Raw genomic sequence first — 19,162 nt, 5'->3', positions numbered from 1 at the left:
TTTCTACGGACTTTGGAGAAACAAACCGTTTACCGCTTCTGTACGCCAGGAATATTGACGGGGAATGGTCTAACTGTGATCGTTTCCGCTCATGTCGCTGTTGTCCCCCGGTACCCGAGGGCTGAAGGCGCTGCGCTCCACGAACCGCCGCCGGCTGCTGGATCTGCTGCGCGAGCACGGGGAGGTCAGCCGCGCCGACCTGGCCCGCCTCACCGAACTGTCCGCCACCACGGTCTCCAGCCTGGTCGCCGAACTGGCCGACGAGGGTGTGGTCAGCGAGGGCGGGGTCGACGACCACAGCCGGACCGGCCGCACCGGACGGCCCGCCCGCCTGGTGCGCCTGGTCGGTGGCCGGGGCCTGGTGATCGCCCTGAACCTGACCCGCGAGGTGGTGCACGCCGCGGTCTGCGACCTGTCCGGGGCCGTCGTGCTGGAGTGCGACCGGCGGATCGACGTGGACCGCGCCGACTCCCTCACCCGGATCGCCGCGCTGGTCGACGAACTGGCCGAACAGGCCGGGCAGGCCGCCCGGGAACGGATCTCGCGACTGGTCGTGGCCGTGCCCGGGGTGGTCGAGACCAGCACCGGGCACGTCGTCTCGGCCCGGGTTCCGGCCTGGCAGCAGCTGGCTCCCGGCCCGGTGCTGGCGGCCGCCACCGGCCTGGAGACTCACGTGGAGAACGACGCCGACCTCTGCGCCCTGGGTGAGCGCAGCTTCGGGGCGGCGGTGGGCCTGGACGACATCGCCTACGTGAAGGCCTCCTGGGGCATCGGCGCCGGGCTGGTCCTGGGCGGCCGGCTGTACCGCGGCTACCACGGCGGCGCGGGCGAGCTCGGGCACATGGAGGTCGCCGAGTTCGGTGACCTGTGCCTGTGCGGCAACCGCGGCTGCCTGGAGACCCAGGCCTCGCTGGAGACCGTGCTGGCCGCCCTGCGGGTGGTCCGGCCCGAGGTGCGCACTCCCGCCGACCTGGCCGAACTGGTTCAGGCCGGTGACCGCGCGGCGATCCGCGCGGTCACCGATGCCGGGGCGGCGATCGGCCGCACCGTGGCCGCGCTGTGCAACGTGCTCGCCCCGCAGGCCGTGCTCGTGGGCGGTGAGCTGGCCGGAGGGGGAACCCACCTGGCCGACTCCATCCGCGACGCGGTCGAGCGCTACACCAAACCCCTGACCGCAGAACGCATCGTCGTCCTGCCCGCCGAACTCGGCTCCCGCGCCGCCCTGCTCGGCGCCGTGGCCACCGCCGTGGAGGCCGAGACAACACCGTAAGACCGCTCCCGATCCACCTGCCCGTCTCCCGCCCGAATCCCCCGCACAAGGAGTCCCGCCATGAGTCCCCGCCGTTTCACCACCACGGCCGCCTTCGGCCTCACCGCCGCCCTGGCCCTGTCCGCCTGCGCGAGCAGCAGTTCCGACTCCGACACGGACTCCGGGTCCGGCTCCGGGAGCGGCCCCAAGACGGTCGCCGCGGCCAAGGGCGAGGGCAAGACCCTCACCGTCTGGACGATGAACGGTGACTACACCGAGGCCACCATCGACGCGATCAACGCGGAGTTCACCAAGCAGACCGGCGCCCAGGTGGACGTGCAGATCCAGGAGTGGGACGGGATCACCACCAAGATCAGCACGGCGCTGTCCACCGACAACACCCCGGACGTGCTGGACCTGGGCAACACCCAGGTGGCCAGCTTCGCAGCCAACGGTGGCCTGGTCGACGTCACCGACTACAAGGACGACCTGGCCCAGGGCCGCAAGTGGCTGGCCGGCCTGGAGGAGCCCGCCACGGTGGAGGGCAAGCTCTACGCCGTGCCCGGTTTCGCCGGGGCCCGCGCGGTCATGTACAACAAGAAGATCTGGGAAGCGGCCGGCGTCACCGAGGCCCCGACCACCTACGACGAGCTGACCCAGTCGCTGGACAAGATCAAGGCGGCCAACCAGGCTTCGGACTTCTCCGCCCTCTACCTGCCCGGCCAGCAGTGGGCCGCGGGTATGCAGTGGGTGTGGGACGCGGGTGCGGAACTGGCCACCCAGGAGGGTGACTCCTGGAAGGGCGGCCTCTCCTCCCCCGAGGCGATCAAGGGCCTGAACGACTTCAAGACCTTCCAGAACACCTACTCCACCAAGGCCTCGCAGGGCCTGGACACCGACAAGCCGGACTGGAACCAGGTGTTCGCCGACGGCAAGACCTCGGCGATCATCACCACCACCGGCAGCCTGGCCAAGGTGATGGAGCTGAACCCGGAGATCAAGGAGGAGGACCTGGGCACGTTCCCGATCCCGGGCATCTCCGGTGAGACCCAGCCGGCCATGCTCGGTGGCTCGGACTGGGGCATCGCGGCCAAGAGCGACGCCGTCGACCTGGCCCTGGTCTGGACCAAGATCGCGGTGAGCCCGGACTTCCAGGACAAGTACGTGTACGGCAACGACGGCTGGATCCCGAACAGCACCGAGGCGATCGAGGCCGCCCAGCCCACCCTGTCCGAGCAGCTCAAGGGCTTCTACGACGCCGCCCTGAACTCCAAGGCCACCCCGGCCGCGGCGCAGTGGGCCACGATCGAGGGCGACAAGAGCATCAACGAGATGTTCTCCTCCATCGCCTCCGGGTCCAAGACGCCCGAGGAGGCCGCCAAGGAGCTCGACGCCCACATCGCGGACACCCTGTGAGCCTCGAAGCCCCTCCCAAGGCACCTCCCAGCCCGCCCGACGCCCCCGCGCCCCGTGCGCGGGGGCGCCGCCCCGACTTCACCCCGCTGTGGCTGCTGACCCCGGCGGGCCTGGTGATCGTGCTGGTCACCATCGCCCCGATCGCCTACCTGGTCTACACGTCGTTCACCGACTACAACCAGAGGACGCTGTTCACCGGCCAGTTCACCTACGCCGGCCTGGAGAACTACACGAACCTGCTCTCCAGCAGCGACTTCTGGAAGTCGCTGCTGCGCACCGTGCTGTTCACCGCCGCCCTGGTGATCGGCAGCATGCTGATCGGCATGGGTGTCTCGCACCTGCTCACCCGGGTGAACCTGTTCTGGCGCTACACCACCACGGTGGTCCTGATCACCGCCTGGGCGATGCCGAACGTGGCCTCCACCCTGGTCTGGAACTGGCTCTTCCAGCCCGGTTACGGCGTGGTCAACTGGATCCTCGCGCAGCTGCGGGTCTTCGGTGACACCACGAACCTGAACTGGGCCGACGACCCGACCCTGGCCTACGTGGCGATCTGGATGCTGGTGGTCTGGCAGGCCGTGCCGTTCATCGCGCTGACCCTGAACGCGGCCGAGCAGCAGGTGCCCGCGGAGTACCAGGAGGCGGCCCGGCTGGACGGGGCGAGCGAGCTCACCGTCTACCGGGTGATCACCCTGCAGTTCCTGCGGCCCACCCTGCTGCTGGTCACCATCCTGTCGGTGATCTGGGACTACAACGTCTTCAACCAGATCTGGCTGTTCTCGGCCGGTGGACCGGGCGACTCCACCTCCACGCTGGGCGTGTTCACCTACAAGACCGCGTTCGTCGGCTTCCAGGTCGGTGAGGGCGCGGCCATCTCGGTGATCACCACCGCCATCCTGCTCGGCCTCACCGCGCTGTACATCCGAAGCCTGCTCAAGTCGGGAGAAGACCTGTGACCCGTCCGACCCGTCAGCGGGGCCGGATCCCCAATGTCCTCGCTGCGATCTTCTGCCTGGTCTGGATCTTCCCGGTCTACTGGATGGTCAACAGTTCGTTCAAACCCCCGCGCGACCTGACCACCACCACCCCGCAGTTCCTGCCCGCGCACCCCACGCTGGACAACTTCGTCACCGCCCTGACGCAGGAGAACTTCCTGCTCAACCTGCGCAACAGCGTGATCGTGGTGGCGGCCACGGTGGTCCTGTCGATCGCCGTGGGGATCTTCGCCGCGGCGGCGCTGTCGCGGTTCCGCTTCGCCGGGCGCCGGGCGATCCTGGTGGTCATCCTGGCGATCCAGATGCTCCCGGTGACCGCCCTGCTGATCCCGATGTTCGTGCTGTTCAACGAGGCCGGTCTGCTGGGTACCTACTGGGGTCTGATCCTCGCCTACCTGGCCACCTCGCTGCCGTTCTCGATCTGGGTGATGCGCGGTTTCTTCGTGGCCATCCCGGTGGAGATCGAGGAGGCGGCCCGCTGCGACGGGGCCGGCACCTGGCGGATCCTCTTCAGCGTGCTGTTCCCGCTGGTCGCCCCCGGGGTGATCGCCACCAGCATCTTCGCGTTCATCGCGGCCTGGAACGACTACCTGGTGGCCTACACCTTCATGCAGGACGAGGCCCAGTACACCCTGCCGGTCTGGCTGGCCTCGTTCATCAACCCGCTGATCGGCACCGACTACGGCGGGCAGATGGCTGCCTCGGTGCTGTTCTCGCTGCCCGTCGTGATCTTCTTCCTCATCATCCAGCGCAACCTCGTGGCCGGGATGTCCGCCGGCGCTGTGAAGGGCTGACCCATGCTGATCCCCCGCCCGCTCGAAACCACCACCGGTGAGGGTGAACTCGTCCTCGACCGGGCCACCACGCTGAGTGCTCCCGAAGAACTGGGAGGCGTGCTGGCCTGGTTCCAGCAGGCTCTTCGCCCCGCCACCGGACTGCCGCTGCGCGAATCGTCCTCCGGCACCGTGGTTCTGCGGATCGACCCGGACCTGGGCGCGGAGGCCTACCGACTGGAGGTCACCGGGCAGGGGGCGGTGGTGAGCGGCGGGGCACCGGCCGGGGTGTTCTACGGATGCCAGGCGTTCCTGCAGTTGCTGCCGGCGGCGGTGTACCGGAAGGGCCTGGTTCCGGGTCAGCGCTGGGCGATCGGAGCGGTGACCCTGACCGACGCGCCACGTTTCGGCTGGCGCGGTGTGATGCTCGACGTGGCGCGGCACTTCCTGCCCAAGCACGACGTGCTGCGGTTCATCGACCTGATGGCGGTGCACCGGCTGAACACCCTGCACTGGCACCTTACCGAGGACCAGGGCTGGCGGATCGAGATCAGGCGCTACCCGAAACTCACCGAGGTGGGCGCCTGGCGGCCTTCGAGCCAGGTCGGCGCCGGTCCGGACGCACCCGAGGACGGGCGCCCGCACGGTGGTTTCTACACCCAGGACGACGTTCGCGAGATCGTCGCGTACGCGGCCGAGCGGTTCATCACCGTCGTCCCGGAGATCGAAACCCCAGGTCACGTTCAGGCGGCCCTGGCCGCCTACCCCGAGTTGGGCGTCCAGAAGAAGCCTTTGGACGTGTGGACGCGCTGGGGCATCGATGCCAACGTGCTCAACCTGGAGGAGTCGACCGTCCAGTTCTTCCTGGACGTGTTCGACGAAGTGGTGGAACTCTTCCCGGCCAAGTACATCGGAGTGGGCGGCGACGAGTGCCCGCGCGAGCAGTGGGAGAGCGACCCGCGCACCCAGGAACGTATGAAGGAACTGGGGGTCACCCGCGAGGCTGATCTGCAGACCTGGTTCATCCGGCGTCTGGACGACCACCTCACGGCCAAGGGCCGCCGGCTCTTCGGCTGGGACGAGATCCTCGAAGGCGAACTGGCGCCCGGCGCCACGGTGGCGTCCTGGCGGGGCCTGGCCGGGGCGGTCTCGGCGGCCCGGCGGGGGCACGACGTGGTCTCCTGCCCCGACGACGTGGTGTATCTCGACTACCGGCAGTCCGATTCGCCGGACGAGCCGATCCCGGTCGCCATTCCCCTGACCCTGCAGGATGTCTACGCCTTCGAGCCGGTGCCCCCGCAACTGAGCCCCGAAGAGGCCCGGCACGTGCTCGGCGGGCAGGCGAACATCTGGACCGAGCACATGGACAGCCCTCGCACCGTGGACTTCTTCGCCTACCCCCGCCTGTGCGCGGTTGCCGAAGCCCTGTGGGGCCCGGCCGAGCGCGACTTCGACGACTTCAGCCGCCGTCTGGAGCACCACCTCACCCGATTGGACGCGCTGGGCGTGGAGTACCGGCCGGCCGACGGCCCCAAGCCGTGGCAGAAGCGTCCGGGGGTGCCCGGCCGGCCCTCCAGCCGCGAGGAACGCGCCGCCCACATCGCGTCTCTGGTGGAGAACATCACGTGAGTCAGACCTCGCGCCGAACGGCCATTCTCGGCGGGGCCACGCTCGGACTCAGCCTGCTGTACCCGGCCACCGCCTCGGCCGACACCGGTTTGAAGACGTCGGTGGGCAAGGCCCACGCGTTTCTCGCCGCCAAGTTCGACGAGTTCGCGTCCGGGTCCGCGCTGCGCGTGCCGCGCAGCTACACCGGTGGCTTCTTCCAGACCCCGACGTGGGACTTCGTGTCCTCGTTCGCCTACGACGACGCCCTGGTGATCCTGGCCTGGCTGGCCGGCGGCCGGGCCGACGACCTGCGCCGCGCCGTGATCCTGGGCGACACCCTGCTCTACGCCCAGGAGCACGACCCGATCGGTGACGGGCGCACCCGCGCCTCCTACCAGCCGGACTCGTTCGCGGTGCTGAACGGTTCGCTGGACATCGGCTCCCCGGCCGCGTTCACCGGCAACCAGGCCTGGGTCGGGATGGCCTTCGCCCAGTTGTACGCCCGCACCGGCCGACGCCGCTTCCTGGAAGGCGCTCTGCTGGAGGCCGACTGGATCCAGGACAAGACGCTGGACACCGAGCGGGCGCCCTACGGCTACACCGGTGGCCGCAACGGCGAGGACGTGGCGAACACGTTCAAGGCCACCGAGCACAACATCGACGTCGGGGCCTTCTTCACCATGCTGGCCCGGCTCACCGGCCGGCCGCTCTGGCGCTCCCGGGCCGAGCTGGCGTTCGGCTTCGTGCGGGCCATGCAGGACCGGGCGGGCGGGCACGTGTGGACCGGGACCGACCCGGACGGCGTCACCACCAACCGCAACCCGATCCCGCTGGACACCCAGACCTGGGCCTACCTGGCCACGCTGGAGCGCCGGTACGAGCGGTCGGTCGACTGGGCCCTGAAGAACCTGAGAGCCAGGGACGCCGGGGTCGAGGGAGTCAGCTACAGCAGCACCGATGTCAGCAAGGTGTGGCTGGAGGGCACCGGCCAGACCGCGCTGGTGCAGAAGCTGCGCGGCCGCCGGGGCGAGGCGCAGCAGCTGCTGGACAACATCCGCACGGCGCAGGAGACCACCGAGCACGGAGACGGCCGGGGCGTCCCGGCGGCCTCCTCCGACGGTCTGGACACCGGTTTCGGCGACCTCTACTACGCCAGCCTGCACACCGGAGCCACCGCCTGGTACCTGATGGCCGCCCACGGCTGGAACCCCTTCCGGCTCTGACCGGCGGTTATTCCCGCTCAGAGGGGTAACAGCTCAGCCTCTCGGGCAGGCCGCACCGGGTCTAGCGTGAACGCATGCTCACTCTGAACAACGGTGTGACCCTGCCCGAGATCGGCCTGGGCGTGTACCAGAGCTCTCCCGAAGAGACTGCCGAGGCCGTCCGGGTCGCCCTGGAGACCGGCTACCGGCACATCGACACGGCCGCCGCCTACGGGAACGAACGTCAGGTCGGCGAGGGCCTGCGGGCTTCCGGCGTGGAGCGCTCGGAGGTCTTCGTGGAGACCAAGATCTGGGTCAGCGACTACGGCTTCGACTCCACCCTGCACGCCTTCGACAAGGCCACCGGCAAGCTCGGCCTCGACCGGATCGACCTGCTGATCCTGCACCAGCCCGCCACCGACCGGTTCGACAAGACCCTGGACGCCTACCGCGCCCTGGAGAAGCTGCTGGCCGAGGAGAAGGTGCGGGCGATCGGGGTGAGCAACTTCGAGCCCCCGCACCTGGACGACCTGCTCGCCGCCACCGACGTGGTGCCGGCGGTGAACCAGGTCGAACTGCACCCCTACTTCGTGCAGCCCGAACAGCAGCAGCTGCACGCCCGGCTGGGCATCCTGACCCAGGCCTGGTCGCCGATCGGCGGGATCACCTTCTACCCCGGCTGGGGTGAGGAACGGGTGAACGTGATGCAGGACAAGACGCTGGTCGAGATCGGTGAGCGGCACGGCCGTACCCCCGCCCAGGTGATGCTGCGCTGGCACCTGCAGCAGGGCCGCTCGGCCATCCCCAAGTCGGCGAACCCCACGCGGATCGCCGAGAACTTCGCCGTGTTCGACTTCGAGCTCAGCGCCGAGGAGCTGGCCTCCATCGATGCTCTGGACCGGGGCGTGCGCAACGGTCCCGACCCGAGCGTGCCGCGGCCGCAGATGTTCGACCGGGTGATCCCCGAGGACTGACCTCAGGAGGCCGGGCTCGAGGCGGGTGCCGGGGTGCCGGCGACCGCGAGAGTGTGCAGGGCGCTGGCCGCGACGGCGGCCAGCGGCAGGACCATCAGCACCAGCGACAGTGCCCACAGCACCGGCGGGGTGTGGCTGCCGGCCATCATCGACCAGGCCGTGAGCGGCACGAACAGGCTGGCCAGCACGGTGAACAGGGCGGTGAGGCGGGCCTCGCGGCGCCCGACCGGGAACCAGCGACTGCCCACGCCGGTGACCACCAGGGCCAGCGCGGCGCCGGACAGCGAGATCCCGCCCCCGACCTCGATGCCGACGTCGAGCATGGCGTACCACCAGGTGTCGGGGACCGCCTTGTCGAACATCCGGCCCAGGTTGACGCCGCTGTCCCAGAGGAACGGCTGGAACGACAGGACGAAGAGCAGCAGGCCGGCGGTGCGCCGGGAGGAGGCCACGGCCAGGGTCTCGGCGTAGGCGTCGGCCACCTCGGCGATCGGGCCGAAGTCGGCCTCGGCCCGGCGCCGGGCCGAGGCCGGGCTGTGCCCGGCCTCGATCAGGGCCTCGGTGGCGTCTTCCAGGTGGTCGGCCGCCTCCTGCAGCAGGTCGCGCTTCAGCCGGCGCGGACCGGTCAGGGCGGCCTCGAGTTCCCCCAGGTAACTCACGTCTCGAGGGTGCCTGAGCGCCGGGACGGATGTCATCCGGGATCTCCCTGAACTCATGCCGGCCCCAGGGCCTGACCGACCACCCGGGAGAACAGCGTCCACTCCTGCCGGGCGCCCTCCAGGCGCTTGTGCCCGGCCCGGGAAAGCGTGTAGGTACGGCGCTTTCGGCCCGACTCCTCCGACCAGACACTTTCCAGGTAGCCGGCTGCCTCGAGCCGGCGCAGCGCCGGGTAGACGGTGCCGGTGGGCAGGTCGAGTTCACCGCCGCTGCGGGCGGCCAGCGCCTCGATGATCGCGTAACCGTGCAGGGGCCGGTGCTCGAGCGCGGCCAGGATCAGCGCGTCGAGATGTCCCCGGACCGCATCAGCCTTCATGTAGACAGGCTACATAAGCGCCCCTACATTGGCACTACATGTAGACAGTCTACGTATGGGGGCCCGGCATGACCGCCACCGAACCGAGCGAGGCACCACCCCGCCCGCAGCAACCCCGCACCACCCGCCTGACCCGGCTGGCCGGCTGGTCGCAGCGCCACCACTGGTGGGCCATCGGGTTGTGGGCGCTGATCCTGGCGTCGGTCACCGTCGGCTCCGCAGCGGCCGGCACCGACTACAACAACGACTTCTCGTTGCCCGGCACCGAGTCCCAGGAGCTGCTCGACGCCTACGCCGAGCACAGCCCGCAGCAGCGCGGCGACAGCATCACCGTGGTTCTCCAGGCCGAGGACGGGATCGCCGCCCGGACGTCCCTGATCGACCCGCTGCTGGCCGACCTGCGCGAGTTGCCGCACGTGGCCGCCGTCCAGCCGCCCGACCCGCGGGCCGGCACGGTCTCCGACGACGGCACCGTGGCCCTGGCCACCGTGCTGCTGGACGACGCGGCCGGGCTGATCCCGTTCGACGACAAGCGCGAGATCCTCGACACCGCACTCGAGCACGGCAGCGACGACCTGCGGGTCGAGGCCTCTGGCGAGGCCGTGCGCGAGATCCAGGAGCAGGAGGGCGGCGGCGGAGAGGGCGCCGGCGTCCTGGCCGCCCTGATCATCCTGGTGTTCCTGTTCGGCTCCCTGCTGGCCGCCGCCCTGCCGCTGATCACCGCGCTCTTCGCGGTCGGCACCACGTTCGCCGCGGTGGCCCTGCTCTCCCATGTGACGACCATTCCCGACTACACCCCACCGGTGCTGATGCTGGTCGGCCTCGGCGTCGGGATCGACTACGCGCTGCTGGTCTTCGCCCGCTACCGTTCCGAACTGCTGCACGGCGCCGATCGCGAGACGGCCACCCGCACCGCCCTGGACACCGCCGGCCGATCGGTGCTGTTCGCCGGCGCCACCGTGGTGATCGCCCTGCTCGGTCTGTACACGCTGGGTCTGGGCGCGCTCGAGGGGGTCGCGCTCGGGGTGACCCTCACCGTGCTGATGACCATGCTGGCCTCCCTGACCCTGTTGCCCGCGCTGCTGCACATCTTCGGCCGCCGCATCGAGCGCAGCGTGCACAAGCACGCCGAGCGTGCCCGGCGCCGTGGCCGGGAGCCCGGCCGGCGCTGGCGTGCTTGGGCGGACCTGGTGCAGCGCCGCCCGGTGCCGGCCCTGCTGGTGGCCGTGATCGCCCTGCTGGCCCTCAGCGCCCCCGCCCTGGACCTGCGTCTGGGCTTCGCCGACGAGGGCAACGACCCGGCCGGCAGCACCACCCGGGAGGCGTACGAGCTGGTCACCCGGGCCTTCGGGCCGGGTGCGAACGGCCCGTTGGTGGTGGTGACCCCCGACGGCGACGAGGCGAGCGCGCAAGCCGCGTTCGACGTCCTCAGTTCGCATCCCGCAGTGGCCGAGGCCACGCCGCCACAGGCGTCCGAAAACGGTTTTCTCATCACCAGTCTCGCCTTCCCGGCGGGCTCCCCGCAGGACGGGCGCACGGCCGACCTGGTCGGGCAGTTGCGGGCCGACCTGCCCGAGGGCGTCCTGGTCGGCGGTCCCACCGCGGCCACGGTCGACTTCTCCACCGCCGTGGGCGAACGATTCCCGTTGTTCGTCGGTTCGGTCGTCGGGCTCTCGGCCCTGCTGCTGCTGATGGTGTTCCGGTCGGTGGCGATCGCGGTCAAGGCCGCGGTGCTGAACCTGCTGTCGATCGGCGCCGCGCTGGGGGTGATGGTCCTGGTCTTCCAGCACGGCCGGCTGTGGGCCGAGCCCGGGCCGATCGAGGCGTTCGTGCCGGTGATGATCTTCGCCATCGTGTTCGGGCTGTCGATGGACTACGAGGTGTTCCTGGTCTCGCGGATGCACGAGGAGTGGACCCGCACCGGCGACGCCACCACCGCGGTGCGCGAGGGCCTGGCCGGCACCGGCAGCGTGATCACCGCCGCGGCCGCCATCATGATCGTGGTGTTCGGCGCGTTCGTGCTCAGCCCCAGCCGGATGCTGCAGATGATGGGCCTGGGCATGGCCACCGCGGTCCTGCTCGACGCCCTGGTGATCCGCTGCCTGATCGTGCCCGCCGTGATGCGCCTGCTCGGCGATCGGGCCTGGTGGGCTCCGCGTCGGCTACAGCGCACCCTGCCCGGCCTACGGGTGGAGTAGGCCGGGCTCCCCTACCTGGGGAGACCCGGCCCGACCGCATCAGGAGCGGTCGTCCTCCAGCCCGTCCAGGAACGCGACGTCCTCGGCGGAGAGGGTGAAGTCGAGGTCGGTGTTCTGGCTGATCCGCTCGGGCGTGACCGACTTGGGCAGCGGCAGGATGTCCTTCTCGAGCAGGTAGCGCAGGCTCACCTGGGCCACCGACCGGTCGTACTTGGCGGCGATCTTCTCCAGCTCGGGGTGCTTCAGGATCTTCCCGGTGGCCAGCGGCGAGTAGCCCTCCACCAGGATGTCGTTGGCCTTGCAGTAGGCGGTGAGCTCGTCCTGGGTGTAGCCGGCGTGCCAGCGGATCTGGTTGACCATCGGGCGGATCCGGGCCGTCCGGTTCAGCGACTCCAGGTCGGCGATGCTGAAGTTGGAGACGCCGATCGAGCGGATCCGCCCGGCCTCGGTGAACTCCTCCATCGCCCGCCACACCGCCTGGTTGCCCTCGGCGTGGTCCTGGCCGGGCTGCGGCGAGGGCCAGTGGACTAGATAGAGGTCGACGTGCCCGATGCCGAGCAGCGAACTGGACTCCTCGAAGCTGGCCCGGGCCCGGTCGTAGTCCTTGATGTCGGCCGGAAGCTTGGTGGTGACGAAGATTTCGTCACGCGGGATGCCGCTGTCGCGCACCGCGCGGCCCACGCTCTCCTCGTTGCCGTAGGCGCGGGCCGTGTCGATGTGCCGGTAGCCGTTCTTCAGGGCGTAGCTGACCGCGTCGTAGGCCTCCTGGCCGTCCGGGATCTGCCAGGTGCCGAAACCGATCTTGTCGATCCGGACACCGTTGCTCAGGGTGAAGTGCTCGTTCAGGACAGACATGCAGCTCACCCTACGTACGGAACCGTCCGGCGCCACCGCGGTTACCGTTGGGGCGTGATCACCGACGTCGAGGAGTGGACGCAGCACCTGTCGGCGGCCGACCTGCCGCCCATGCTGGCCCGGGACGCCGTCACCGAGGACTTCCGGGCCCGGGTGGTCACCGGACGGCTGGGGGCAGTGCGACTGGCCGAGCTGGCCACCCCCGGCGGTGAGTGCTTCCGCGACGAGGAGGGAGTGCGCGAGGCCGACCAGGGGTTGTGCCAGATCTACCTCACCCGGCGGGGCCGCACACGTCTGCAGCAGGCCGGGCGCGTGGCCGAGCTGGGCGCCGGTGACCTGGCGGTGGTCGACCCGGCCGCCCCTCTCGAAGTGGTGACCACCGACACCCGGTACCTGACCCTGCTCGTGCCCCGGCATCTGCTGGGTCTGGACAGCGAGGACCTGAGCCGGCTCTCGGGACATCGGATCGACGGCTCGGCGGGCTCCGGAGCGTTGCTCACCGCGCTGGTGCGCACTGCCGTCCGGTCGATCGGCACGTTCGCCGAGGAGGAGGCGAACCGCTCGGGTACCGCCCTGACCGAGCTCGTCAGCGCCCTGCTGTCGTCCCGGCTGCCCCGGCTGTCGCCGGACGAGGCGTTGCGCGGCCGGATCCGTGCCTACATCAAGGCGAATCTGTCTGCCCCGGGCCTCGATCCGAGATCGGTGGCGGCCGCGCACCACATCTCGGTGCGTCGTCTGCACCAGCTCTTCCGCCCCGAACCGCTCACCGTGGCCGCCCTGATCCGGCACAACCGGCTCGAGCGCTGCCGCACCGATCTGACCGGCTGCCGGCACCTGAGTGTGGCCGCCGTGGCAGCGCGCTGGGGCTTCACCGACGGGGCGCACTTCAGCCGGCTCTTCCGGGCTACCTACGGCTGCACGCCCACCGAGCACCGGCAGAACCCGCCGACGATGCACTGATCGGCAATCGGGACTGCACGTATGTCCATGGCCGACCACTGCCGCCCGCCCCGAAGCTGTTTGTGCGCAGCAACATCTCACCGCACAAGCATCGGAGTACTTACGTTGGACCAGTCCGTCGAGACCGCCGCAGCCGTTCCCGCCCGGATGTGCGAGGCCTGGAATCGCGGGGACGCGGCCGGCTTCTTCGCTGATTTCACTGACGACGCCCGTCTGGTGGAGTTCGAGGGAACGATCGTCCAGGGCCGCGAAGCCCTGATCCAGGGCCAGGTGCCGCTGTTCGACACCGTGCTCAAGGGGTCACGCCTGGTCGACAGCACGGTGCTGTTCGCCGAAGAGGTCTCCCCCGGCACGGTTTTTCTGCACCACCGGGCCGGCCTGCTGATGGCGGGCGAGACCGAGCCCCTGCCGACCCGGATCACCATGCAGCTGTACGTGCTGCGCCGGCTCGAGAATCGCTGGCAGGTGGTGGCTCTGCAGAACGGACGGGTCCTCTCGTTCGAACACTCGGCACACCTGGACGCCCTGGTCTCCGAATAGGAGTACGTGAGGGCGGCGGGCTCGCCGCGCCAACAGCCTGCCCGCCGCCCCCACAGCTCGAGGGTTACCCGGCCATCAGTTCCAGCGTGTCGACCACCCGGTGGGAGAAGCCCCACTCGTTGTCGTACCAGGCCACCACCTTGACGTGCTTGCCGTCGACGCGGGTCAGCGCCGAGTCGAAGATCGCCGAGGCGCTGCGGCCGGTGATGTCGCTGGAGACCAGCGGCTCGTCGGCGTACTCGAGGATTCCCTCGAGCCGCCCCTTGGCCGCGGCCTGGTAGGCGTTCAGCACCTCTTCCCGCGAGACCTCGTGCGACACGCTCGTGTTCAGCTCGACCAGCGAGCCCACCGGCACCGGCACCCGGATCGAGTCGCCCGAGAGCCGGCCGTTCAGGCGGGGCAGCACCTTCCCGATCGCCTTGGCCGCACCCGTGGTGGTGGGCACGATGTTGACCCCGGCGGCCCGGGCCCGGCGCAGGTCGCGGTGCGGGCCGTCCTGCAGGTTCTGCTCCTGCGTGTAGGCGTGCACCGTGGTCATGAAACCGTGCTCGATCCCGGCCAGTTCGTCCAGCACCGCGGCCAGCGGGGCGAGGGCGTTGGTGGTGCACGAGGCGTTCGAGACGATCACGTGCCGGTCCGCGTCGTACACCTCGGTGTTCACCCCGAAGGCCAGGGTGACGTCGGCCCCGTCGGAAGGCGCGCTCACCAGCACCTTCCGGGCACCGGCGGTGAGGTGGGCGCGGGCCGCTTCGGCCTTGGTGAAGCGCCCGGTGGACTCCAGCACGATGTCGACACCGAGCTCGGCCCAGGGCAGTTCGGCGGGATCACGCTCGGCCAGCACCCGGATCCGGCGGTCGCCGACCACCAGCTCGTCGCCCTCCAGGGCGACCGGGCGGTCGAGCCGGCCCAGGGCGCTGTCGTACTTCAGCAGGTGCGCGTTGGTCTGCGGCGCGGACAGGTCGTTCACCGCGACCACCTCGAGCTTGCTGTCCCGCTCGAGCAGGGCGCGCAGGGTGTTGCGGCCGATGCGGCCGAATCCGTTGACGGCGATGCGGGTCATCGCTCCCCCTCTCGTTTCGCCCTCCATCCTGAGCGCCGCGCCAGCATCCCGACAGTGGCCTGAAAGCCAGCATGCGCAAACATCTGGCCAGCAAGATCGCCATTGACCGCAAGGATCCGGCCAGCGGAATCAGGACTCAGGGGTTCAGGGTTCAGGAGCTCAGGCCGAGAACGTGTGCCGGTACTCGGTGGGCGAGGTGCCGAGAATCCGCTGGAAGTGCAGCCGCAGGTTGGCCCCCGTACCCAGCCCGACCCGTCCGGCGATCTCCTCGACCCCCAGGTCGGAGCGCTCCAGCAGTTCGCGGGCCACATCGATCCGGGCCCGCAGCACCCAGCGCATGGGGGTGTGCCCGGTGCTTTCCGCGAACCGACGCGAGAACGTACGCACCGAGACCCCCGCATGGCGAGCCAGATCGTCCAAAGTTATTGGTTCGCCGAGATTCTCCAGGGCCCACTGGCGCGTGGGGGCGAACAACTCACCCACCACCTCGGGCACCACCCGGGGCACGTACTGCGCCTGACCGCCGCTGCGGAACGGCGCCGCCACCACCCGCCGGGCCACCTCGTTCGACAACGCCACGCCGTGATCGGTGCGCACCAGGTGCAGGCACAGGTCGATGCCCGAGGCGGCGCCGGCCGAGGTGAGCACCTGCCCCTCGTCCACGAACAGCACGTTCTCGTCCACCCGGATCAGGGGGTGTTTCTGCGCCAGCGCCCGGGTGTAGTGCCAGTGCGTGGTGGCCCGCCGCCCGTCGAGCAACCCGGTCGCGGCCAGGGCGAAGGCGCCGGTGGAGATCGCAGCCAGGCGCGCGCCCCGCTCCCGGGCCTGCAGCAGGGCCCCCACGACGGACGCCGGTGGCTCGGTGTTCGCCGGATCACGATAGCCGGGGATGAAGACGGTGTCGGCGTGGCCGAGCGCCTCCAGACCCTCGGCCACGTGGTACGACAGACCGTCACCCCCGGTCACCAGCCCGGGAGCCGCACCGCACACCCGCACCTCGTAGGGCATGGTCGGGCGGTTGGCGAAAACCTGCGCGGGTATGCCCACATCGAGGGGTTTGGCGCCCTCGAGCACCAGCACGGCGATGCGGTGGAGGGCCATGTCAGGCCGGTTCCGGCACTCGCAGGACGAAGAACGTGGGCCGCCGGCGGATCGCGAAGCCGAGCGACTCGTACAGCCGCACCGCCCCCGCGTTCGTCGAATCGGCGTGCAGCAGCGGCGTCTCACCGCGTTCGATGATGCCGTGGGCGACGGTGCGCACCAGCCGGGCCGCGAAACCGCGCCTGCGGTAGTCCGGGTCGGTGGTGACGGCGCTGATCTCGCGGTAGCCGGGCGGGTTCATCCGCTCTCCCGCCATCGCCACCAGCCGGCCCTCACGCCGCAAGCCGTAGTAGTTGCCCAGTTCGACGGTGCGCCGCTCGAACGGGCCCGGCTCGCTGCGGGCCACCAGGGCCAGCATGTCGTCCACGTCTGCGGGGCCCAGCCGTACCGCCTCCGGGTCGGGGGTGGCGATCAGGGCGCCGGTGGCCACCATCTGCACGCCGTAGAACGGCTGGACCACTTCCCAGCCGGGCGGCAGGAACTCGGGCAGTTCGGGAATCTCACAGACGAACACCGTGCGGTCGGGCGCGGCCAGAGCGGCCAGCTCCTGCCAGGCCTGCGGATCCCTGGGGTCACGCAGGGCGTTGAACGGGGAGATGTCCGGCTGATAGCGCCGGGCCCGCTCCCCCAGCGGCTGCACGGCGAAGGACGAGTGGGGTCCGGCCAGCGAGGCCCATGCCGGGTTGTCGAGGGGGTGGGTGAGCTGGGCACCCGGCACGCCGTCCTGCACCGAAGTCATCGCCGGGTCTTGCCTTTCTCGCAGCCGTCTGTGGTCCGCCTGGAAGTTGAACACGGGCCGGGGTGGATCAACAAACCGGTTCACCGGCTCCTCACCCGCGCAGCAGGCTCTCCACCTCGGCGTCGAACAGCAGGGCGGGGTCGAACCCCATACCGGTGAAGTGCCCGGCCAGTTCCAGCGAGAGCACCCCGTGCACGCGGGTCCAGAACGAAAGAGCCCGATGGAGGACGTTGGTGGGCACCGATTCCGAGGGGGCCCAGTGGCGGTGCTGGTCCAGATTCTCTTCCAGAGCACCGTCGCGCCCCGGCGTGCCCTGGAACACCTGGACCAGTACCGCCATGATCTCGCCGGCCACGGCCGTGGTGTCTTCCGGCGCCTGGTACCCGGGTACCGGCGTGCCGTAGAGCAGGAAGTAGCGGTGTGGATCGGCCAGGGCCCACTGCCGGACGGCCCGGGCCACGTGTGTCGCCTCGGGCTGCTCTTCACAAGCCTCGCGAACAGTGTCGGCCAGGCTGCGGTAGCCGTCCCGGATCAGCTCGGTGACCAGTTCGTCCCGGCCGGCGAAGTACCGGTAGAGGGCGGGGCCGCTCATCCCCATCTGCTGGGCGATCGCCTTGAGCGACAGGGCCGCCACCCCGGTCCGGGCGATCTGCTCCCAGGCCCGTTCCTTCACCTCGGCCTGCACCTGAGCCCGGTACCGCTCCCGTGGGCCGGGGACCCCCATGGTTCTCGCCTCTCCTCGTAGCCGCTTCAGTTACAGGCTATCACCGTTGCTATTGCCAGAAACGATCGATGAGTTATAGCCTCTAACTAGAGCAACTACCGGTCACGAAGGAGAATGTCATGACTGCCAACACGCTTTCGCCGACCCAGCCCTCCCCGGCCCGCGTCCGGCCCACGCCGCGCGCCGTGATCGTCTCGGCCTGGGCGGTCCCGGTGATGGTGGCCGGGGGATTCGCGATGCTGGCGATCGTGCCGCTGGGCATCGCCACCGCCGGCGTCTGGCGCAATCCGGGCCTTCGCCGCCTGCGGCCCTGGGCCGCCGCCCTGAGCACCTCGTACGCGGCGGCCCTGCTGCTGTGGGCGATCGGACCCGACCGGCCGGGAAGCCTGACCAAGGATCTGCACCCGGTTCACGCCGTGGTGATCTGCGCCCTCGGGGTGGCTCTGGCGGTCGCGTTCCACCTGAACCGCCGCCGGAGCCACCCCTGAGAGGCAGACCTACCGGGCCGCCACCGGCGTCCTGCCGTGCAGGGCGTCCAGCACCGTCTGCGGCACCGGCTTGCCGAGCATCTTGCAGGTGGTCACGTCCTGGGCGGCGAAGGCGACCTGGGCGAAGCGCTCGGCGCCCGGGTTGCTGCTCAGGTCGCTCGGGCCGGCGGTGGTGTCGCTGACCGCCGTGCGCCGGCCGTCCTCGGTGGCCACGGCCGTGCTGTGGTGACCGTTGGTGTCACCGCCGTGCCCCCAGACCGGCCCGCAGGCCGAGTCGATGTGGAACAGGCCGAGGCCGTAGCCGCCCCTGATCGGGAACTCCGCGGGCAGCTCGACGGTCTCCTTCATCTCGTTGAGTTGCTGGTCCGAGAAAAGCTTCCCCTTCAGCAGCCCGGAGAAGAACCGCGACAGGTCGCGCTGGTCGGAGATGATCGCCCCGGCCGCGCCGCCCCAACCGCCGATCGGCCAGGTGGACGTGTCGGCGTAGCTGGGCTTGCCACTGGCGAAGCTGACCGCGTAGCCGTGGGCGTAGCCCGGACCGGTGTCGGTGGCCCGCGGCTGCGGGAAGTAGGTGTTCTTCAGGCCCAGCGGGCGGGCAATACGCTGCTGCACCAGGTCGGGCAGGCTCTTGCCGGTGACTTCCTGCAGCAGGATCCCGATCAGCGTGTAGTTGGTGTTGGAGTAGTTCCAGGCGGTGCCCGGGGCGAAGTCCGGCTCGTGCGCGAAGGCCACCTTCAGCAGCTCGTCCTCGGTCCAGACCCGCTGCGGGTCGCTGGTCAGGCCCTCGGCGAACTTCTCGTCGGCGGTGTAGCTGAACAGGCCGCTGGTGTGGTTGAGCAGCATCCGCACCGTGATGTTCCGGCCGTTCGGCACCACCCCGGGCAGGTACTGCTCGATCGGTGCGTCCAGGTCGACCTGGCCCCGGTCGACCAGCTGCAGGGTGAGCGCGGACATGAAAGTCTTGGTGTTGCTGCCGATCTCGAACTGGTCCGTGGCCCTGAGCTCACGTCCGGTCTCCCGGTCGGCCACCCCGTCGGCACTCAGCGCGACCCCGCGGCCGTTGTCGATGCGGGTCATGTAACCCGGGGCGCCGCTGTCCAGGACGTGCCGGGCGACGTCGCGGATCACCGGGTCGCCCGGGCCGGAGTGCGCGGACGAGGTGGCTGCGGTGGCCACCGCGCCTGATCCGGCGAGGACGGCGGCCGCGGTGAGCACGAGTGCTTTGGTCGTGGTGTTCGTCGTCATGC

The 19,162-nt window shown here is 70.1% G+C and carries 19 protein-coding genes; 11 read left to right on the top strand and 8 right to left on the bottom strand.

Features of this window, described 5'->3' with window-relative positions; all coding sequences use genetic code 11:
* Positions 1 to 91 precede the first annotated feature (91 nt).
* The 7 genes from QSK18_RS32065 (at position 92) to QSK18_RS32035 (ending at position 8,217) form a co-directional block, all read left to right on the top strand.
* Entirely contained in the window at positions 92 to 1,270 is a 1,179-nt protein-coding gene (locus QSK18_RS32065; protein ID WP_232813312.1) for an ROK family protein, read from the top strand.
* A 60-nt stretch (positions 1,271 to 1,330) separates the two neighbouring features.
* Entirely contained in the window at positions 1,331 to 2,665 is a 1,335-nt protein-coding gene (locus tag QSK18_RS32060; protein WP_285626953.1) for an extracellular solute-binding protein, read from the top strand.
* Positions 2,662 to 3,621, top strand: a complete 960-nt coding sequence (locus QSK18_RS32055; RefSeq protein ID WP_285626950.1) for a carbohydrate ABC transporter permease — start codon at positions 2,662 to 2,664, stop codon at positions 3,619 to 3,621. The genes QSK18_RS32060 and QSK18_RS32055 overlap by 4 nt, the downstream gene beginning before the upstream one ends.
* Entirely contained in the window at positions 3,618 to 4,454 is an 837-nt protein-coding gene (locus QSK18_RS32050) for a carbohydrate ABC transporter permease (RefSeq protein WP_285626947.1), read from the top strand. Before QSK18_RS32055 ends, QSK18_RS32050 begins: the two co-directional genes overlap by 4 nt.
* Positions 4,455 to 4,457: 3 nt before the next feature.
* Positions 4,458 to 6,062 carry a beta-N-acetylhexosaminidase gene (locus QSK18_RS32045; RefSeq protein WP_285626944.1) on the top strand — a complete coding sequence of 535 codons (1,605 nt, stop codon included), beginning with the start codon at positions 4,458 to 4,460 and terminating at the stop codon, positions 6,060 to 6,062.
* A complete protein-coding gene (locus QSK18_RS32040; protein WP_285626941.1) occupies positions 6,059 to 7,264 on the top strand; it encodes a hypothetical protein in 1,206 nt (401 codons plus the stop codon). The genes QSK18_RS32045 and QSK18_RS32040 overlap by 4 nt, the downstream gene beginning before the upstream one ends.
* 74 nt (positions 7,265 to 7,338) lie before the next feature.
* Positions 7,339 to 8,217: an aldo/keto reductase gene (locus QSK18_RS32035; protein ID WP_285626938.1), complete on the top strand. Its 879-nt coding sequence runs from the start codon at positions 7,339 to 7,341 to the stop codon at positions 8,215 to 8,217.
* Between the two features lie 2 nt (positions 8,218 to 8,219).
* Here the strand turns inward: QSK18_RS32035 and QSK18_RS32030 are convergent, their stop codons facing one another.
* Both QSK18_RS32030 and QSK18_RS32025 read right to left on the bottom strand, forming a co-directional pair.
* Entirely contained in the window at positions 8,220 to 8,876 is a 657-nt protein-coding gene (locus QSK18_RS32030) for a permease prefix domain 1-containing protein (RefSeq protein WP_285626935.1), read from the bottom strand.
* Between the two features lie 53 nt (positions 8,877 to 8,929).
* Positions 8,930 to 9,250, bottom strand: a complete 321-nt coding sequence (locus QSK18_RS32025) for a PadR family transcriptional regulator (protein WP_232813304.1) — start codon at positions 9,248 to 9,250, stop codon at positions 8,930 to 8,932.
* Between the two features lie 68 nt (positions 9,251 to 9,318).
* Here QSK18_RS32025 and QSK18_RS32020 point away from each other — a divergent pair, with 68 nt between their 5' ends.
* The gene (locus tag QSK18_RS32020) at positions 9,319 to 11,448 is read left to right on the top strand and encodes an MMPL family transporter (protein ID WP_285626910.1); all 2,130 of its coding nucleotides are present in this window, start codon (positions 9,319 to 9,321) and stop codon (positions 11,446 to 11,448) included.
* A 39-nt stretch (positions 11,449 to 11,487) separates the two neighbouring features.
* Here the strand turns inward: QSK18_RS32020 and QSK18_RS32015 are convergent, their stop codons facing one another.
* Positions 11,488 to 12,303 carry an aldo/keto reductase gene (locus tag QSK18_RS32015; protein ID WP_285626899.1) on the bottom strand — a complete coding sequence of 272 codons (816 nt, stop codon included), beginning with the start codon at positions 12,301 to 12,303 and terminating at the stop codon, positions 11,488 to 11,490.
* A 54-nt stretch (positions 12,304 to 12,357) separates the two neighbouring features.
* Here QSK18_RS32015 and QSK18_RS32010 point away from each other — a divergent pair, with 54 nt between their 5' ends.
* Together QSK18_RS32010 and QSK18_RS32005 are read left to right on the top strand one after the other, a co-directional pair.
* Entirely contained in the window at positions 12,358 to 13,263 is a 906-nt protein-coding gene (locus QSK18_RS32010) for a helix-turn-helix domain-containing protein (protein WP_285626896.1), read from the top strand.
* Between the two features lie 105 nt (positions 13,264 to 13,368).
* Complete coding sequence (locus QSK18_RS32005; RefSeq protein ID WP_232813300.1) at positions 13,369 to 13,803, top strand: SgcJ/EcaC family oxidoreductase; 435 nt, start codon at positions 13,369 to 13,371, stop codon at positions 13,801 to 13,803.
* A 64-nt stretch (positions 13,804 to 13,867) separates the two neighbouring features.
* Here the strand turns inward: QSK18_RS32005 and gap are convergent, their stop codons facing one another.
* The 4 genes from gap to QSK18_RS31985 all read right to left on the bottom strand — a co-directional run bounded on the left by gap (position 13,868) and on the right by QSK18_RS31985 (position 17,427).
* Positions 13,868 to 14,863 (bottom strand): type I glyceraldehyde-3-phosphate dehydrogenase, encoded by a 996-nt coding sequence (gene gap / locus QSK18_RS32000; RefSeq protein ID WP_285626892.1) that lies wholly within the window; start codon positions 14,861 to 14,863, stop codon positions 13,868 to 13,870.
* A gap of 159 nt (positions 14,864 to 15,022) precedes the next feature.
* Positions 15,023 to 15,964, bottom strand: a complete 942-nt coding sequence (locus tag QSK18_RS31995) for a GlxA family transcriptional regulator (RefSeq protein WP_232813298.1) — start codon at positions 15,962 to 15,964, stop codon at positions 15,023 to 15,025.
* A 1-nt stretch (position 15,965) separates the two neighbouring features.
* Positions 15,966 to 16,703, bottom strand: coding sequence for a GNAT family N-acetyltransferase (locus QSK18_RS31990; protein ID WP_285626887.1), 738 nt, complete (start codon positions 16,701 to 16,703; stop codon positions 15,966 to 15,968).
* 91 nt (positions 16,704 to 16,794) lie between these two features.
* Positions 16,795 to 17,427, bottom strand: coding sequence for a TetR/AcrR family transcriptional regulator (locus QSK18_RS31985; RefSeq protein WP_232813296.1), 633 nt, complete (start codon positions 17,425 to 17,427; stop codon positions 16,795 to 16,797).
* Between the two features lie 119 nt (positions 17,428 to 17,546).
* Between QSK18_RS31985 and QSK18_RS31980 the strand changes: the two genes are divergently transcribed.
* Positions 17,547 to 17,915, top strand: coding sequence for a hypothetical protein (locus QSK18_RS31980; RefSeq protein ID WP_232813295.1), 369 nt, complete (start codon positions 17,547 to 17,549; stop codon positions 17,913 to 17,915).
* Positions 17,916 to 17,924: 9 nt separating this feature from the next.
* Here the strand turns inward: QSK18_RS31980 and QSK18_RS31975 are convergent, their stop codons facing one another.
* Positions 17,925 to 19,160 carry a serine hydrolase domain-containing protein gene (locus QSK18_RS31975; RefSeq protein WP_285626882.1) on the bottom strand — a complete coding sequence of 412 codons (1,236 nt, stop codon included), beginning with the start codon at positions 19,158 to 19,160 and terminating at the stop codon, positions 17,925 to 17,927.
* Positions 19,161 to 19,162: the final 2 nt, after the last annotated feature.

Source organism: Kineosporia sp. NBRC 101677, assembly GCF_030269265.1.
In the GTDB taxonomy this organism is placed as follows: Bacteria; Actinomycetota; Actinomycetes; order Actinomycetales; family Kineosporiaceae; genus Kineosporia; species Kineosporia rhizophila.
Note: the sequence above shows the minus strand (reverse complement) of the source record. Positions and strands in the feature narration are given on the sequence as shown.

Bases quoted from the DNA above. Each gene is read 5' to 3' on its own strand.
- QSK18_RS32065 (WP_232813312.1), top strand. From the start codon at position 92: ATGTCGCTGTTGTCCCCCGGTACCCGAGGGCTGAAGGCGCTGCGCTCC.
- QSK18_RS32060 (WP_285626953.1), top strand. From the start codon at position 1,331: ATGAGTCCCCGCCGTTTCACCACCACGGCCGCCTTCGGCCTCACCGCC.
- QSK18_RS32045 (WP_285626944.1), top strand. From the start codon at position 4,458: ATGCTGATCCCCCGCCCGCTCGAAACCACCACCGGTGAGGGTGAACTC.
- QSK18_RS32035 (WP_285626938.1), top strand. From the start codon at position 7,339: ATGCTCACTCTGAACAACGGTGTGACCCTGCCCGAGATCGGCCTGGGC.
- QSK18_RS32025 (WP_232813304.1), bottom strand. From the start codon at position 9,250: ATGAAGGCTGATGCGGTCCGGGGACATCTCGACGCGCTGATCCTGGCC.
- QSK18_RS32020 (WP_285626910.1), top strand. From the start codon at position 9,319: ATGACCGCCACCGAACCGAGCGAGGCACCACCCCGCCCGCAGCAACCC.
- QSK18_RS32015 (WP_285626899.1), bottom strand. From the start codon at position 12,303: ATGTCTGTCCTGAACGAGCACTTCACCCTGAGCAACGGTGTCCGGATC.
- gap (WP_285626892.1), bottom strand. From the start codon at position 14,863: ATGACCCGCATCGCCGTCAACGGATTCGGCCGCATCGGCCGCAACACC.
- QSK18_RS31995 (WP_232813298.1), bottom strand. From the start codon at position 15,964: ATGGCCCTCCACCGCATCGCCGTGCTGGTGCTCGAGGGCGCCAAACCC.
- QSK18_RS31990 (WP_285626887.1), bottom strand. From the start codon at position 16,703: ATGACTTCGGTGCAGGACGGCGTGCCGGGTGCCCAGCTCACCCACCCC.
- QSK18_RS31985 (WP_232813296.1), bottom strand. From the start codon at position 17,427: ATGGGGGTCCCCGGCCCACGGGAGCGGTACCGGGCTCAGGTGCAGGCC.
- QSK18_RS31980 (WP_232813295.1), top strand. From the start codon at position 17,547: ATGACTGCCAACACGCTTTCGCCGACCCAGCCCTCCCCGGCCCGCGTC.
- QSK18_RS31975 (WP_285626882.1), bottom strand. From the start codon at position 19,160: ATGACGACGAACACCACGACCAAAGCACTCGTGCTCACCGCGGCCGCC.